Origin of the sequence: Streptomyces sp. NPDC088246, assembly GCF_044741025.1 — a bacterium.
GTDB lineage: Bacteria > Actinomycetota > Actinomycetes > Streptomycetales > Streptomycetaceae > Streptomyces.
On sequence record NZ_JBIURV010000038.1, the window covers coordinates 23,487 to 36,458 of the forward strand.

A 12,972-nucleotide genomic window follows, 5' to 3' on the forward strand; every position below is an offset into this window, starting at 1 on the left:
CCGGTCGACGAAGTCACCGGTCCGTGTCCGGGCGCTTGCGGCGGGAGGCGATGTCCAGGTCGACCGCCAGCAGACCTGCTTTGTTGATCTTCTCGGTGCGGCCGAGGATGGCGTCGACGGCGGCTCCGCGGATCTGGTGGGAGAGGGTGCCGATCATGCCGCCGGTGCGGGTGTGGATGAAGCGGTCCAGGCGGGTCAGGGTGCCGGGTTTGTGCTCGTGCAGCACGAGGTTGGCCTCCATCTGAGCAACCAGGGCCTTCCACTCGGTGTTGTAGGGGAAGGGGTGGGTGGCCAGGGAGGTGAAACGGGCGGCGATCTGGTCTCCCCGGGTGCCGGACAGCAGGCTGCTGTCCTCGATGTCGATGCCTGCGTAGGCGAAGGTCGCCGGGATGCGTTCGGAGAAGTACTTCAGCGTGTCCGATGCCTCCGCTCCGTGGCGGGTCATCAGGGAGATGTTGTGGATCTCGTCGACTTTACCGACCGCAGGAGCTCATGAACCGGCTCTGAACTGCGACGATTCATAGACTACATGTCCGCGACGGGGAGTTGGGTCCATTGCTGTAACTCGCCTGGGACGTCTATGGCACGGCCCGTCCACCGGGACGTGGACGGGCCGTGAGGTGGTCAGCGAGGCAGGACCACGTCGCTGATCCCGGGGCGGTGAGGCGAGCTTCGAGGTCGGCGACGCGCCGGTCTTGGAAGCGGAGGTTGGAGCGGGCTGCCTTTGGCCTTGGTAGTCCTCGCCGAAATGCCGGGCTATTTGATGCGGTCGAGGAAGTCCAGCACGCGATTGGCGGCCTGCGCTGCGGCATGTTCGTCGTGCGACGGCAGGCTGCTGTCGGTGAACAGGTGCCTGTCGCCGGGGTAGAGGAACAGTTCGGCGTCCGCCGCCGTCTCGACGAGTGCCCGGGCTGCGTCCACGTCGCCCTCCCCGGCGAAGAATGGATCCGTGTCCATGCCGTGGACCTGGACCGGGACGTCGTGGGGCCAGGCGCCGCCGTACTCCGCGACTGGGACGCATGCCTCCAGCAGCAGCGCACCCTTTGCGCCGGGGCGGGTTTGGGCCAGCTTCTGCGCCGGCAGGACGCCGAGCGAGAACCCGAGGTAGACGAGTTCCGCAGGCAGCCCCTCGGCGGCGGCGGTTCCGCGCGCGATGACCGTGCCGAACCCGGCGCCCTGGGCGTAACCCATGCCCTCCTCGAGGCTGTCGAATATCTGCCCCTCGAACAAGTCCGGGACGTGAACGGTGTGTCCGGCCCGTCGCAGCTGCTCGGCGAACTCACGGACGCCGTCGGTCAGCCCGTGTCCGTGGTGGAAAATCAGCACCTCAGCCATGTCGCTCCCCTCGTGCTGCGGTGCCCGGGCGGCGCCGCAGCACGAGTATGGCCCGCACCACTGACATCTGCGGGTCATAGCCGGACGGGATCAGACCGTTGAAGCCGGGTCGGTGATCTGGGCTTCGAGGTCGGCCATGCGGCGGTCTTGGAAGCGGAGGTTGGAGCGGGCGGCCTTGAGTCGTTCGTCGAGGGCGCGGTTATCGGTGGTGAGCTGGCGGACGCGTTGTTTGAGTGTGGTGTTCTCGGTGGTGATCCGCTGGATCGCTTCCTGGGTCCATTCGGCTTCCAAGTCGCGTATCTGACCCAGGAGTTCGCCGATGTGTTCCCGCTGGGCGAGGATCTCGGTGTGGGCGGCTTTGAGGGCGTCCTCGGCGTTCAGCAGGTCGATGTGGCTCATCCGGTGCGGGAACAGCACCCCGAAGTGCTCGGTCTCCAGGAAACCGGCGTCCTTGGCCTCCTACGGGGTGAAGTAGACCAACCGCAGCTCGTGCAGGATCTCCTTGGCGATCGCTCCGGTGAAGGCGGCAGAACCGCCGGCCCCGAACTCGAAGTCGATCAGCGAGTTCACTTCCAGCGTGCGGCAGGTGGTCACCAGTGACCGGATCCAGCCCAGATCCCACCGGCTGGGCCGGGCCCGGCGGGTGTGGACGAACAGCCCCCACTGGATCTCGGCCCGCACCAGGGGCCGTAGCCCGCGCAGGTTGATCTGCCCCGGCCACGGATGCGCGGGAACGGCAGCGCACCAGCGTCGGAACTCCGCCTGGTCGCCGTACTCGATCGGGACCGTCCTCCCGAACTTCTCGTATCGCTGCCACCAGCTGTCCGGCATCGCGGCGCCACCGGGCCTGGCGTCGCGCCGGTAGCGGCTGCCGTGCCACGAGCACAGCCCCAGAGGGGAGTCGGCCAGATTCGGACAGACCATTGCGTCACAGGGTCCGTAGCCAGGGCATGGCTGTTCGCCGCTCACCCAGGCGTCGAAGGTGTCGCTGTCGTCTCCTTCCTTCTTGCGCATCGCCCACCGACTCAGATGCCGCTGGCAAAGCCGCAGGTCGCTGTGTGCCGCGGGCCGTTCAGGGCAGATCCGGCAGATGCTCTCTTCCGCTCCGACGTGACGCTCCAGCCCTTGGGCGGCAGCCACGTAGGCGGCCTTGCCCACGCCGTGCTCGCGGTCGTCGGCCCATTGCCGCTGATGCTCCGAGCACAGGTCCGACCCGCCCGTCCGGGTGCGTTCGCAGCCGGCGACGACGCACTCCCACCGGTAGATCGCGTGGCCGCGCGGGATCTCGATGATGTCGGGCCGGTAGATCGGATCGAAGGACGGCCCGCCGATCAGCGCGGTCAGGATCTCCAGCCGGTCGCGCCCAACCCGGTCCGGACGCTCATCGAACAGCGGTCGAAGGTACTCCTGCCGCCGCATCATCCCTCACCCCAGACCGCGCGCAGTGCGGCGTCGAACTGCGGATCGTGAACGTCGACGTGCCCATAGACCTCGTCGACTATCGCGGCCGACGCCCACCCGCCGGCGTCCCGGGCGATCAGCAGGTTGCCGTCAGCGGCGTCGAGAACCGCGCTCGTGAAGCTGTGCCGGAAGGCATGGGGTTTCACCAGCCCCAGCCCGGCACGTTTCCCGGCCCGGCCGAGCATCCGCCGGGCCCCGACCGGCGCCCACGGCTGTCCGGCATCGGCGCCGTGCAGCTGGACCAGGAGCATGCCGTGCCCGGCGCCGCGCGGGTACTCGGTGGTGAGGTACTCGAAGTAGGAGTGCACCATCGCCGGACTGACCCGCTTGATCAGCCCGCCGGTGACCGTGCCGCGCTCGACCCGCCACGGGTGCTTGGTCTTGGCCTCGGCCCGGTTCGGGTTGCCCGGGCGGTGACAGACATGCAGGTGCGGGGTGCGGCACTCGCCGCAGGCCGCGTTCTCACGCAGGTGCAGGTCGACGAGGTGAAGCCCGCAAAGCTCACCGATCCGCAGGCCGCCGTCCGCGAGCCAGTCGACGACCAGCCGGTCCCGGGCGGCGTTCACCGTGGTCAGCAGCTTCCCTCTCGCGCCGTCCGGGAGCATCTTCGGATGGCGACGGTGCGGCCCCGAGGGTGCGAGCGGATTGGTGGGCAGCGTGTTCTTCACGTGTCCAAGGAAGGAACGGCGCCGGTCCATCCGCGACGGCAGCCGGGATATGTCGAGCTTCTTGCCGAGTTCTCCATTCACGCCGAGGGAGGCTTGGTGTAGGTAGAAGCCCTTCAGACAAGCCGCCGCGGTCGACAGCGCGGACCGTCCGTAGGGGCGCTTGCCGACCCGCCACGGCTCGCCGAGCGGCATGCGGACCTCGGCGCCCACGATGCCCATGTACCGTTCCAGGTCCCGCAGTTGGACCGTGTCGAAGGCCAGGCACTCGCGCTCCAGCCACCGCAGGTGATCCACCAGGTAGTACGCATAGGTCTTCTGCGTGCCCGAGCCCTCGTGCTCACGTAGGAACCGGTCCGCCTCCGCGTGCAGCGTTCCCTCGGGCCAGACGATCGTCCACGACCACCGCCCGTCCTTCCGCTCGATCCGCTGGACCCTCAGGTCCCCGACCACGACGTGCCGTACCACTTGTCCTCCGTACCGACTCCAGAACATGACAGACGCCCCGGACACGGTCGGTAAACAAGCCCAGGACGTGCTGGTCACAGTCCCAGACGGACATCACGGGCAGGACTACGGGCGGTCGGTAAAGTCCACCAGGATCAGACCGGTCCGGGCTTTGGTGCAGACGCCGACGACCGCCTCGGTGAGGTCCGTGATGTTCGAACTCCGCAGGACGGGCAGGCCCAGGAAGCGGGCGAACCCGGCAGCGATCATGCGGGGTGTCGCGGCCGGCGGGACGGTGATGTAGATGACCGGGATGCGGTCGTCCCCTCCCGGGTGCCGACGGCGGTCCTGTAACTCGTGAGCCAGCCCGAGTTGGGTGAGAGCAATGGTCTTGCCGGTGTTGGCCGGTCCGGAGACGATCAGGCCGCGGCGAGCACTGATCGCCCCGCGGTTGAGAATGATCAGACGGCGCCCGCAGGTGACGGTGGAGCGAACCGTGGAGGTGGCGACCACCTGGAGACGGGCATGATGATCGAGCCGGTCGTCGTCGTAGGCATCCCGACCTTCGGCCTCCAGCGCCTCGTACTCGGCCTTCGTCAGCACCGCCATGGGCCGGCTCAGGCAGGCACCGACGAACTGGCGCCAGCCGGGCAGAGTCGTCAGCTGCCGTCCGAAGTCCGTGTCCGGACCGTCGGCAAGCAGCGCGGTCACGGTCGCCTCCAGGGGGCTTCGAGCGGATCGAACAGTCCCAGCGGGATCACCTCGGCGAGATCGTCTTCCTCGACAGGTGCTTCAACCTCAGGTTCCTGCGGCGGCTTTGGTGGCGGGGAGGAGATGGTGGGCAGGGCAGCTTTCGTGCGGGCGGCGACCTGTCGCTCGGCCTTGGCCGCCTTCGCTGACCTGGGCTTTTTCTTGGCGGCCGGCCGGTCGGGGCCGGCGTGTGCTCGGGTCAGCAGGTCGGCGGCGGCCTGGGCAAGTTCTTCCTCGGTGGCCTTGGGCAGTTGATGTCTGACGTGGTCCCAGGCCAGATCGCCGAACGGGACCGGGGCCCGCTTCAGGTACTTCCAGGTCGCCTGGACCCAGCCGCCGTCGCCGCGGTGGTCACGTACCCAGACGTAGGAGACGTCGTAGGGGTCGCGGTGGACCTCCCAGAGCCCGCGCTTCGCGGTGACACCGGAGTCGCACAGGCGCATCAGCCCCAGTCCGGGGCTGTCGTAGGTCCGATTGTTGATCCGGATTCCATAAGGATTGACGGCCCGCCAGGCCGCGGGCAGCAGTTCCACATAGTCCTGCCCGCTCAACGCGACCGGAACGTAGCCGCATGCCTCGACCAGGGCGGCGTACTTCTGGTTCGGGGTGAACAGCCGCCCGGGATGGTCAGGGTCACGAAGGCCCTCGTGGGGGCGGTTCTGCCACTTGGCGACGACCCATTCGTCCAGCAGGTCCTGCAATTCGGGCAGCGACCACAGGTTCTCGCGCTCGGGGTGCCGTCCGCGGTGGTCGGTATTGCGACCGGTGTATCCCGTCAGGAACTGGGCGAACATCGTGGCCACCGAGCCCAGCATCTTCTCGATGTGCCCCTTCTGGAAAGGCGAGCCCTTGTGGGTGGGCTGGAAGTCGATCTCCAGGAACCGGCATGAGGACCGGAAATTGCGGGAGATGAACACCTTGCCGTGGTCGCAGACAATCGTCTCAGGGACGATGACCGGCTTGGCCGCCGCATGCTCAAGGCGTTCGTCCAGAGACAGCAGCCTGCGGTGCGGCAACACCGACCGGGACATCTTCAGCGCGTCGACCCAGCCCGGCCGCATCAGCTCGGGGGTGACCGTGCGGGCCAGCAGCAGGCTCGCGTCCACCGACTTCGTCGTCGGCCGCAGAACCGCCGCCGACAACGTCCTGGTCCCGACGTCGATCATGCCCGTGAGCTCGACCTTGCCGACCACCCCATTGTCGAGACGGACCAGCACGTCCATCGGGGTGGAGTCCATCTGCATGACCTCGCCGGGAACCGACACCGTCAGCCCTCCGAACGGGGCCGCCGCCCCGTGGGCCTTCGAACGGCGCGTGACCGCCGAACCCGTCGCGTGGGTGCCCTTCGTCAACTTCGCCAGCAGCCGGTAGAGCGTCCGCTCGGTCGGCAACTCGACCTGCTCATCGTCCGATTCCCGCAGGATCTCCCCGGTCCGCCATATCAGGTAGGCCCCGTTGCGGGTCGAAGTGTCGACTCCTTCCTTGATCGCCTTCCGCATCGCTTCGACGACCGGTTCGGGCACCGAGCCGAACTCTGTGCGCTTGCGGACCGGCCGGTGGTCGGCCAGCCCGACCAAGCCCTGTTCCTGGTAGCGGCGACGCCGGTTGCCGATCGTCTTGGCCGCGACATCGTGGCCGGCAGCCGTCAGCTCGGCTGCCTTCGTCCGCTGTCGCGACGTCACCGACGAGCCCGGCCCGTAGCCCGGCCGCGGACGCGAACCCGGCTCAGCGTCCGGAGCAAGCCCGCGGATGACCTCCAGGATGTGCCCCTCCCACCAAAGAGCCTGCTTCACGACTTCGGGCGGGAACGCTTCCAGTAGTCCGACCGTCGGCAGCGGCATCCGCTCAGGCTGGAACAGGACCTCGAAATCCGCTGCTTCGAACAGGTCGATCAGGGCGACCACCCGGTGCTCAGCCTCCGCGTCCTCCACCACCGCAGCCCGGGCGGTGACCTCGAGAACCCGCCGGGCCTGGCTCTCGAAGCGGATCTTGTGACCGACCGCCAAAACCGGCGGCCGCCTCAGCAAGCTCAACGGTTTCCCTCCGTCCAGACCAGGCTGTCGGTCTGCATCAAGCCGCCCACCAGGTCTGTTTCCAAGGCGCCGGACCACAGCAGATGGAAGAGCACTGGCAGGACCTGCAACCGGTCCCCGACCGAACCGGCACCCTCCCACAAGGCTTTGGGCTCACGGAACACGTCGAGCAACCGGTCGGCCACCGCTTGAGGCCGGCCGCAACGCGTGCGTCGGTAGCGGGAAAGCCAACGGATGTTCGCCATGAACACCGGATCGGGCCGCCCCAGCCAGCCGACCGCCCGGCAAGCATGCTCGGTCGCGGTAAACGACTCCCAGGTGTCGTCGTCCAGGTCGTCCTCAGCACGGACATCGACGACACGGGCGCGTCCGTCGGCGAGCCGGACAAAGTAGTCGGGAGCGTGTCTGCGCTTTCGCACCCCGTCGTGCCAGTGCAGCCAGAAGGGCTGCGAGGCGATAGCGGTGACCTGCGGGTCCCGGTCCAGCAAAACCAGCCGGTCTCTCTCCAGCCACGACTCGTAGCCAACGTGATCTCGTGCGGTCACCGAGTAGTACCAGCCTGCGAAGCCCCGGCCGTACTTGCGCCAGGAGAAACTGCGGACCGGCTCCACTGTCTCGAACCGCACGTCCCAGCTCGTCTGCAACAAACGGCGCTTACGTACCCCATCGAGAGAGAAGTCCAGCTCAAAGGCTGTGAGCGCAGACTGATCGACCGCTCGGGCTAACGCCCCCACCGCATCCCCCGCCTGCCCAATCTCCTACCGGCCCAACTTCGCTGTCACAAAATGGCGTTGGCCCAACTTCAGTGGCAAACGGCCCATCTTCCCTGTCACAGGTCATTGGGCGAGAGGTTCCGGTGTCCCGTCTCACTCAATCGAGTCATTTTCTCAACGAACCGAGTAGTTCGGGCTCCTGTCTCGGCGAACCTAGTCGCGCCGCTGACTGCGCTGGGGGTGCTGGATGGCTGTACCGGTTGGGGTGGATCAGGCAGGGCCGTGCATCGAGTTGTCGTACGTCGACGCGGTACACGGGCGTCGTCGGCGTCCGCTGCGGGACTGTGTGACGAGCCGGTTCGAGGAGGTCGATCCGGTACGCACGTTCCGCTGGTCGCGCGGTGAGAGTCACTTCCCGGGCTGGTACTGGGCGGCGACGACCGGGCGGCACGTCGGCTTCGAGTCGTGGCTGGAGCGGGACCGGCTGCTGTTGATGGACTTCGACCCGAGCGTGGTGGGGAGCGGCTCGCAACCGTTCTGGCTGCACTGGCATGACGGCGAGCGGGAGCGTCGGCACGCCCCGGACTACTTCGTCCGCCGCGCGGCAAGACCTCGGCTTCATCATCTGACGGACCAAACAGATCCTGTCCGACCGGGAGGAAAGCGCCGAGGTTGAGCCGCCGTCGCCCACCTCTGCGCTGCGGCCTCCTTCGGCCCTCCCCACATCGACAAATTGGCCGCGGTCACGGGACCCCGACTCGCCGTTGCCTTCGGGCTCGCTGGCGGGCGCATCGGGGACCGGGCGGTCGGTCGAGGTGGCCCGAGTACGAGCGGCAACCCGGCGGTCGCGCCGCGAACGCTTGGCCGGACGGTCCTGTTCCGCGGCGGGACCGTCGTGGGCCCGCCGCAGCAGCGCTGCGGCCGCATCCGCGATCTGTTCCTCGGTGCCGCCGGGGACCTGGGCGCGAGCGTGGTCCCAGGCCAGCTCACCGAAGGGGACACCGACACGGTGCAGGTGCTTCCAGAACACGGTGATCCACTGATCGGCGCGGGAGTCGCGCACCCCGGGTGATCGCCCGACGGAAACGCGTTCCGCTCTCGCTCCAGGGCGCCCGTCGGCACGCCCTCCACATCGCGCCCTGCGCCCACTGCGGCACTGTTGTCCAGCGCAGCCGCCCGTTTCGCTGGTGCTGCGAACCTTGCAGTCAAGCCTCCTACGAGGAGCACTGGGCCAAGAGCGAGTGCGGACAGTGCGGCCGACAGTTACAGCTGAAGACGGGCCCCTCGCGCGGAGGCAGGCACGCGCCGAAGTGGTGCTCAGGAATCTGCCGCGCTGCGGCCGACCGCGAACGGCTCAGAGCCCGTCCAGCCTCCCGCCCTCTGCGCAAACGCGACGCCTGATGCCACTGCGACCACCGCTTCCCCACACCGTCCCCCTGTTTCACAACGAGACCCTGGACTCCTTCCTTCACCGGGTTGCCGCCGCCGACCAACTGCTGCCCCTCCTGAAAATCCGCCGCACCAAGAAGACCCCGGTCAACACCCTCCTGGAGCCCCTCGCCGCCGCTGCCGGAGTCCGCCGACGCGCCCTGGAACTGGCCCTGCCCGAATTCCTCGACGCCGACGCCGTCGACAAACCCGGCACCATCGGCCGTCCTCGCTCAGCCTTGCGCACCGCCATCCAGCGTCCCGCCTGCCGCCGTTGCAGATACGCCGCGGGGATCACCATGCCCGTGACCTGCTGGACCACTCACGACCACAACATCCGTCTCCGCCACCACCTCTGGATCGGGGACGGCCTCACCACCGCCGACGAGCAAGTCGACATCAGCAGGCTCCCCGACACGCTACGAGCCCAGAGACACCACCGAAACCTGGTGGCCCGTCACGGCCGCCGCTGGGTTCGCAACGCCTATCCGGATGCGCGCAAGATCTACTTCACTTGGCCGCAACAGAGCGCCGACCCGTTCGATCTTCTCGACACTGCACGCCACATCCTCAACGACGACACTGGGACAGCCCCCTCTCCCGACCTGACGCTCACGGTGGTCTTCCATCCTCAAGTCGTGACACTCGCCGGACTTCTCGCTGGCCAGGAGTGGGAACACCGCGCCGTCGCCACCGGTCACGTCACCTGGCTCGCCGAGTAGATCACCGTCCGCAACATCCTTCTCGGCTACGTCCCCAAGGACCGCAAGGACCCCCTGATCCAATGGGTTGAGCAGCATTTCTCCACCCACAAGTTCGCCGCCTTCCACCGAAGCCCGAGGATCTACGACGCGTTCTTCCCTCGCGAAACCATCCCGCCACCGCGCCAGCCCGATGAAGCTGTCGCCGACACGGAAACACGGCGGAGCCCCTTCTACCCCTACTACCGCTGCTGAGCCGGAGTACGACCTGCCCGCACTTACGGATCGCGGAAGCTGCGCTCCACTCACCGGGCATCAAGCGGCGTCGCGTTCACGCCGGCGGTCCTGCCAAGGCTTTGATGGCCGGACGGAGCAACGCGGCGATGCGATCAACAGGGGCCTCACGAAGCGAGGCCAGGCCGAGGAGCTGGTGACCGATGGTGACGCCGAGCAACGTGGTGACAACCAGTGCGGCGCGCAGTTCGGGATCCTCGGCAGCGGGCAGGACGGCACCGACGCTGTCGATCTGCCGACCAAGGGCGACACGGACGTGATCGGCTGCTGCCTGGTCGGTGAGCATGGACCGCATCACCGCCAGCGTGCCTTCGGGAAGACCGCCGAGCTTGAGACCGAGCGAGGCCAGCAACTGATCGGCGAGCGCCTCGGTATCAGTGGCCGTCAGCGGCGCGGGGAGCGCCTGCACGGCCTGGCTGAACAGCTCCCGCTTCGAGCCGAAGTACTGCATGACCAGCGCCGGATCGACGCTCGCCGCAGCCGCCACAGCGCGAATGGTGGTGCGCTCGAATCCCTTCTCGGCGAACAGCTCGCGGGCGCTGTCGAGGATGCGTACCTCGGTTGCTCGGCGACGGTCGGCACGGGACTGGCGAGGAGAGGACACCAATTCACTCTACAACCGTTGACCGAATTTCCGACCGACCCTACGGTGAGTGAGTCAACAAGTGTTGAGCGAATGGAATGACCCCCGTGTCGCATCTGGATACACCTATTGTTCGCACCCCTCACGAGGTGCTGACCTGCTACTACCAGGCCATGCTCGACAAGTCCCCAGACGATCTCGCTGATCTCTACGCCATGGACGCGGTGCACGAGTTCCCGTTCACCTCTCCCGGTTTCCCCCCGCGCTTCGAGGGGCGCGAGGCCGTGCGCGCGGGATACCGGGCGGCCTGGGGCGCCAGCCCCGCCCAGGTGCGGGAAGTCAGGAGGGTCGCGGCCTACGAGACGGCCGATCCGGAAGTGATCATCGCCGAGCATGTCGTGGTGGGAACACTGACGACCAAAGCCACCACGTTCACCGTCCCCGGTCTCCTGATACTCCACGTCCGCAACGGACTGATCACGCGAGTCCGCGACTACATGGACGGCTTGGGAGTCCCCAGCGCCAGAGCGTGAAGGCCAGACCAGTACAGCGGCAGCCCGACTTGAGACGTGACAGCACTCAGCCCGTTCCGGCCTCGCCCCTCGAGATTTGTCTCAACCAACCGAGTCCCTGCGTCTCACCCAATCCAGTCCACGCAGGTCAGCGCGGGTGCAGACGACTAACTACATCGGCACGGCCGGCGTCGCGGCCGTGCTCGGCGTGGCCGGGCTCTCGGGGCGGACCGACCTGCTGTCCCCGGGATCGGTCTCGGCCCGCTTCCGGCGTCTTGACCGGCTCGCTCATTCGCCGCTGTGCGTCGCACTCGCGGTCTCGACCGCGATCGCCTCCCGGCGCGGCCGGTAGGCGACTCACCCCCGGGGGGCTAAGTGGCGGCAGCGGTCAAGAGCGGGGCCAGTACGCAAGATCTGCGGCCGGAACCACTTCGGTACCTTCCGCGACACCACCGCAAGCTCCGACGGGACTTCTGCACTCCAGCGTACTCAGCATCCGCAACAGAGCGAAGGCCGCTGTCAGACCAGGCAGAACTCGTTGCCTTCCGGGTCGGCCATCACCACATGATCGGGCCTGCCCTGCAGTTCGTCCACGCGGATCACGGTTGCACCCGCAGCAGTCAGCTGCTCCACCGCCTTGACCACATGCGGCCATCGCTCCTCCCAGGGCCTGTCACGACCGCCACCGACCTGCACGTCCAGGTGCAGTCGGTTCTTCACCACCTTCGACTCCGGCACTTGCAGGAAGGACAGACCGGGGCCCACCCCGTCCGGATCGCAGAGGTAGGCGCCCTGATCCCACTCGTCCTGCGGGATCTCATGACGCGCAAACCATTCCTCCCAGCTCCCGAACCCTGCCGGCGCAGGCTTTGCCGTACAGCCCAGTGCCAGCGCCCAGAACTCGGCCAACTTCGCCGGGTGTGCGCAGTCGATCGTCAAACTCCACCTGGTCGCCATGGGGCCTCCTCGGTCCAATGTGCGAAACGTACCGCCCGCCTCTGACACCCACGGTCCGCCGCATCGAGCCCGGCGCTCACGGCCTGACGAACAGAGCAGCACCCGGAATCGGTGGCAGACGGTCGAAGTCCTTGTCACCGTCCGGGGCTTTCGGTCCAGCGACACGGAATTGGCCTTGGTCTGCGGCTTTCCACCGCACGTACGGTCACGGAATGAGGATCCGAATCGTCGATACGTTCACCGACCGCCCCTTCACCGGCAACCCTGCGGGAGTCCTGCTGCTGGACTCCGACGCCTTTGCCGACGATGAACAGCTCCAGCGGATCGCCATGGAGCTGAACCTCTCCGAAACCGCCTTCGCCCACCCGCTGCCGCCGGGCGGCGACGCGGACTGGGCATTGCGCTGGTTCACCCCGACCACCGAGGTCGACATGTGCGGGCATGCCACCCTCGCGACCGCGCACGTCCTGCACACCACCCAGGCGGCGAGCGGCACGGTGCGTTTCGCGGCGCGGTGCGGCATCCTCACCGCGACCGCCCACCCCGACGGCACGGTCACGCTCGACTTCCCCACAGCCCCACTGACACCGGAGATCGCCCCGGTCGGGCTGGCCGTCGCCCTTGGCGCGGAACCGCTCTCCGTGCACGACACCGGCCCTCACATCGGCGACCTGGTCGTCGAACTGGCCGACGAGGCGACCGTACGAGGACTGACCCCGGATCTCGCCGCACTGACCCGACTCTCCCGACGGGGCATCATCGCCACAGCCGCCGCCGAGGACCCTGCCCGCGGCTACGACTTCGTCTCCCGCGGCTTCTTCCCACGCGTAGGGATCGACGAGGACCCGGTGACCGGCAGCGCTCACACCGCGCTGGCCCCCTTCTGGTCGGCCCGCTTCAAACGTGACGAACTGACCGGACTACAGGCCTCCGCCCGTTCCGGTCTGGTCCGCACCGCGCTGCGCGGCGACCGCACCCTGCTGACCGGCAACGCCGTGACGGTCATCGACGGCGAACTGCTCACGGCGCTCTGACGCCTTCCGACGGCACCGCAGAGGGCATACGGACCATTCCCGTACGCCCTCTGCGCTGA

General features: G+C 67.8%; 13 protein-coding genes and 3 pseudogenes. 6 read left to right on the plus strand and 10 right to left on the minus strand.

Annotation, left to right across the window (positions count from 1 at the left end; translation table 11 throughout):
• Nucleotides 1-13: 13 nt before the first annotated feature.
• The 8 genes and pseudogenes from ACIPEK_RS35525 to ACIPEK_RS35560 all read right to left on the minus strand — a co-directional run.
• Nucleotides 14-472: pseudogene (locus tag ACIPEK_RS35525) on the minus strand (ATP/GTP-binding protein); the annotation flags it as partial.
• Between the two features lie 284 nt (nucleotides 473-756).
• Complete coding sequence (locus ACIPEK_RS35530) at nucleotides 757-1,335, minus strand: dienelactone hydrolase family protein (RefSeq protein WP_402004875.1); 579 nt, start codon at nucleotides 1,333-1,335, stop codon at nucleotides 757-759.
• Nucleotides 1,336-1,425: 90 nt separating this feature from the next.
• Entirely contained in the window at nucleotides 1,426-1,734 is a 309-nt protein-coding gene (locus tag ACIPEK_RS35535) for a hypothetical protein (protein WP_402004878.1), read from the minus strand.
• 60 nt (nucleotides 1,735-1,794) lie between these two features.
• Nucleotides 1,795-2,757 (minus strand): hypothetical protein, encoded by a 963-nt coding sequence (locus tag ACIPEK_RS35540; protein ID WP_402004881.1) that lies wholly within the window; start codon nucleotides 2,755-2,757, stop codon nucleotides 1,795-1,797.
• Nucleotides 2,754-3,929, minus strand: coding sequence for a tyrosine-type recombinase/integrase (locus tag ACIPEK_RS35545; protein WP_402004884.1), 1,176 nt, complete (start codon nucleotides 3,927-3,929; stop codon nucleotides 2,754-2,756). The genes ACIPEK_RS35540 and ACIPEK_RS35545 overlap by 4 nt, the downstream gene beginning before the upstream one ends.
• Nucleotides 3,930-4,052: 123 nt before the next feature.
• A pseudogene (locus ACIPEK_RS35550) lies at nucleotides 4,053-4,517 on the minus strand (AAA family ATPase); the annotation flags it as partial.
• Nucleotides 4,518-4,615: 98 nt separating this feature from the next.
• Nucleotides 4,616-6,691 carry an integrase gene (locus tag ACIPEK_RS35555; RefSeq protein ID WP_402004887.1) on the minus strand — a complete coding sequence of 692 codons (2,076 nt, stop codon included), beginning with the start codon at nucleotides 6,689-6,691 and terminating at the stop codon, nucleotides 4,616-4,618.
• Complete coding sequence (locus tag ACIPEK_RS35560; protein WP_402004942.1) at nucleotides 6,688-7,446, minus strand: TnsA-like heteromeric transposase endonuclease subunit; 759 nt, start codon at nucleotides 7,444-7,446, stop codon at nucleotides 6,688-6,690. The genes ACIPEK_RS35555 and ACIPEK_RS35560 overlap by 4 nt, the downstream gene beginning before the upstream one ends.
• Before the next feature lie 205 nt (nucleotides 7,447-7,651).
• On the opposite strand from ACIPEK_RS35560, the pseudogene ACIPEK_RS35565 reads away from it, so the two are divergent.
• The 3 genes and pseudogenes from ACIPEK_RS35565 to ACIPEK_RS35575 all read left to right on the plus strand — a co-directional run.
• Nucleotides 7,652-8,008, plus strand: a pseudogene (locus tag ACIPEK_RS35565) (TnsA-like heteromeric transposase endonuclease subunit); the annotation flags it as partial.
• A 291-nt stretch (nucleotides 8,009-8,299) separates the two neighbouring features.
• On the plus strand, nucleotides 8,300-8,476 hold the full coding sequence (locus tag ACIPEK_RS35570; RefSeq protein ID WP_402004890.1) for a hypothetical protein: 177 nt from the start codon (nucleotides 8,300-8,302) through the stop codon (nucleotides 8,474-8,476).
• Between the two features lie 328 nt (nucleotides 8,477-8,804).
• The gene (locus ACIPEK_RS35575) at nucleotides 8,805-9,554 is read left to right on the plus strand and encodes a hypothetical protein (RefSeq protein WP_402004893.1); all 750 of its coding nucleotides are present in this window, start codon (nucleotides 8,805-8,807) and stop codon (nucleotides 9,552-9,554) included.
• A gap of 310 nt (nucleotides 9,555-9,864) precedes the next feature.
• Here the strand turns inward: ACIPEK_RS35575 and ACIPEK_RS35580 are convergent, their stop codons facing one another.
• Nucleotides 9,865-10,431 carry a TetR family transcriptional regulator gene (locus tag ACIPEK_RS35580; RefSeq protein ID WP_383077620.1) on the minus strand — a complete coding sequence of 189 codons (567 nt, stop codon included), beginning with the start codon at nucleotides 10,429-10,431 and terminating at the stop codon, nucleotides 9,865-9,867.
• Between the two features lie 77 nt (nucleotides 10,432-10,508).
• Between ACIPEK_RS35580 and ACIPEK_RS35585 the strand changes: the two genes are divergently transcribed.
• Entirely contained in the window at nucleotides 10,509-10,943 is a 435-nt protein-coding gene (locus ACIPEK_RS35585) for a nuclear transport factor 2 family protein (RefSeq protein ID WP_402004896.1), read from the plus strand.
• Nucleotides 10,944-11,079: 136 nt separating this feature from the next.
• On the plus strand, nucleotides 11,080-11,274 hold the full coding sequence (locus ACIPEK_RS35590; protein ID WP_402004899.1) for a hypothetical protein: 195 nt from the start codon (nucleotides 11,080-11,082) through the stop codon (nucleotides 11,272-11,274).
• A 167-nt stretch (nucleotides 11,275-11,441) separates the two neighbouring features.
• Here ACIPEK_RS35590 and ACIPEK_RS35595 read toward each other — a convergent pair whose 3' ends face one another.
• The gene (locus tag ACIPEK_RS35595) at nucleotides 11,442-11,879 is read right to left on the minus strand and encodes a VOC family protein (protein WP_402004902.1); all 438 of its coding nucleotides are present in this window, start codon (nucleotides 11,877-11,879) and stop codon (nucleotides 11,442-11,444) included.
• Nucleotides 11,880-12,091: 212 nt separating this feature from the next.
• Here ACIPEK_RS35595 and ACIPEK_RS35600 point away from each other — a divergent pair, with 212 nt between their 5' ends.
• On the plus strand, nucleotides 12,092-12,913 hold the full coding sequence (locus ACIPEK_RS35600; protein WP_402004905.1) for a PhzF family phenazine biosynthesis protein: 822 nt from the start codon (nucleotides 12,092-12,094) through the stop codon (nucleotides 12,911-12,913).
• Nucleotides 12,914-12,972: the final 59 nt, after the last annotated feature.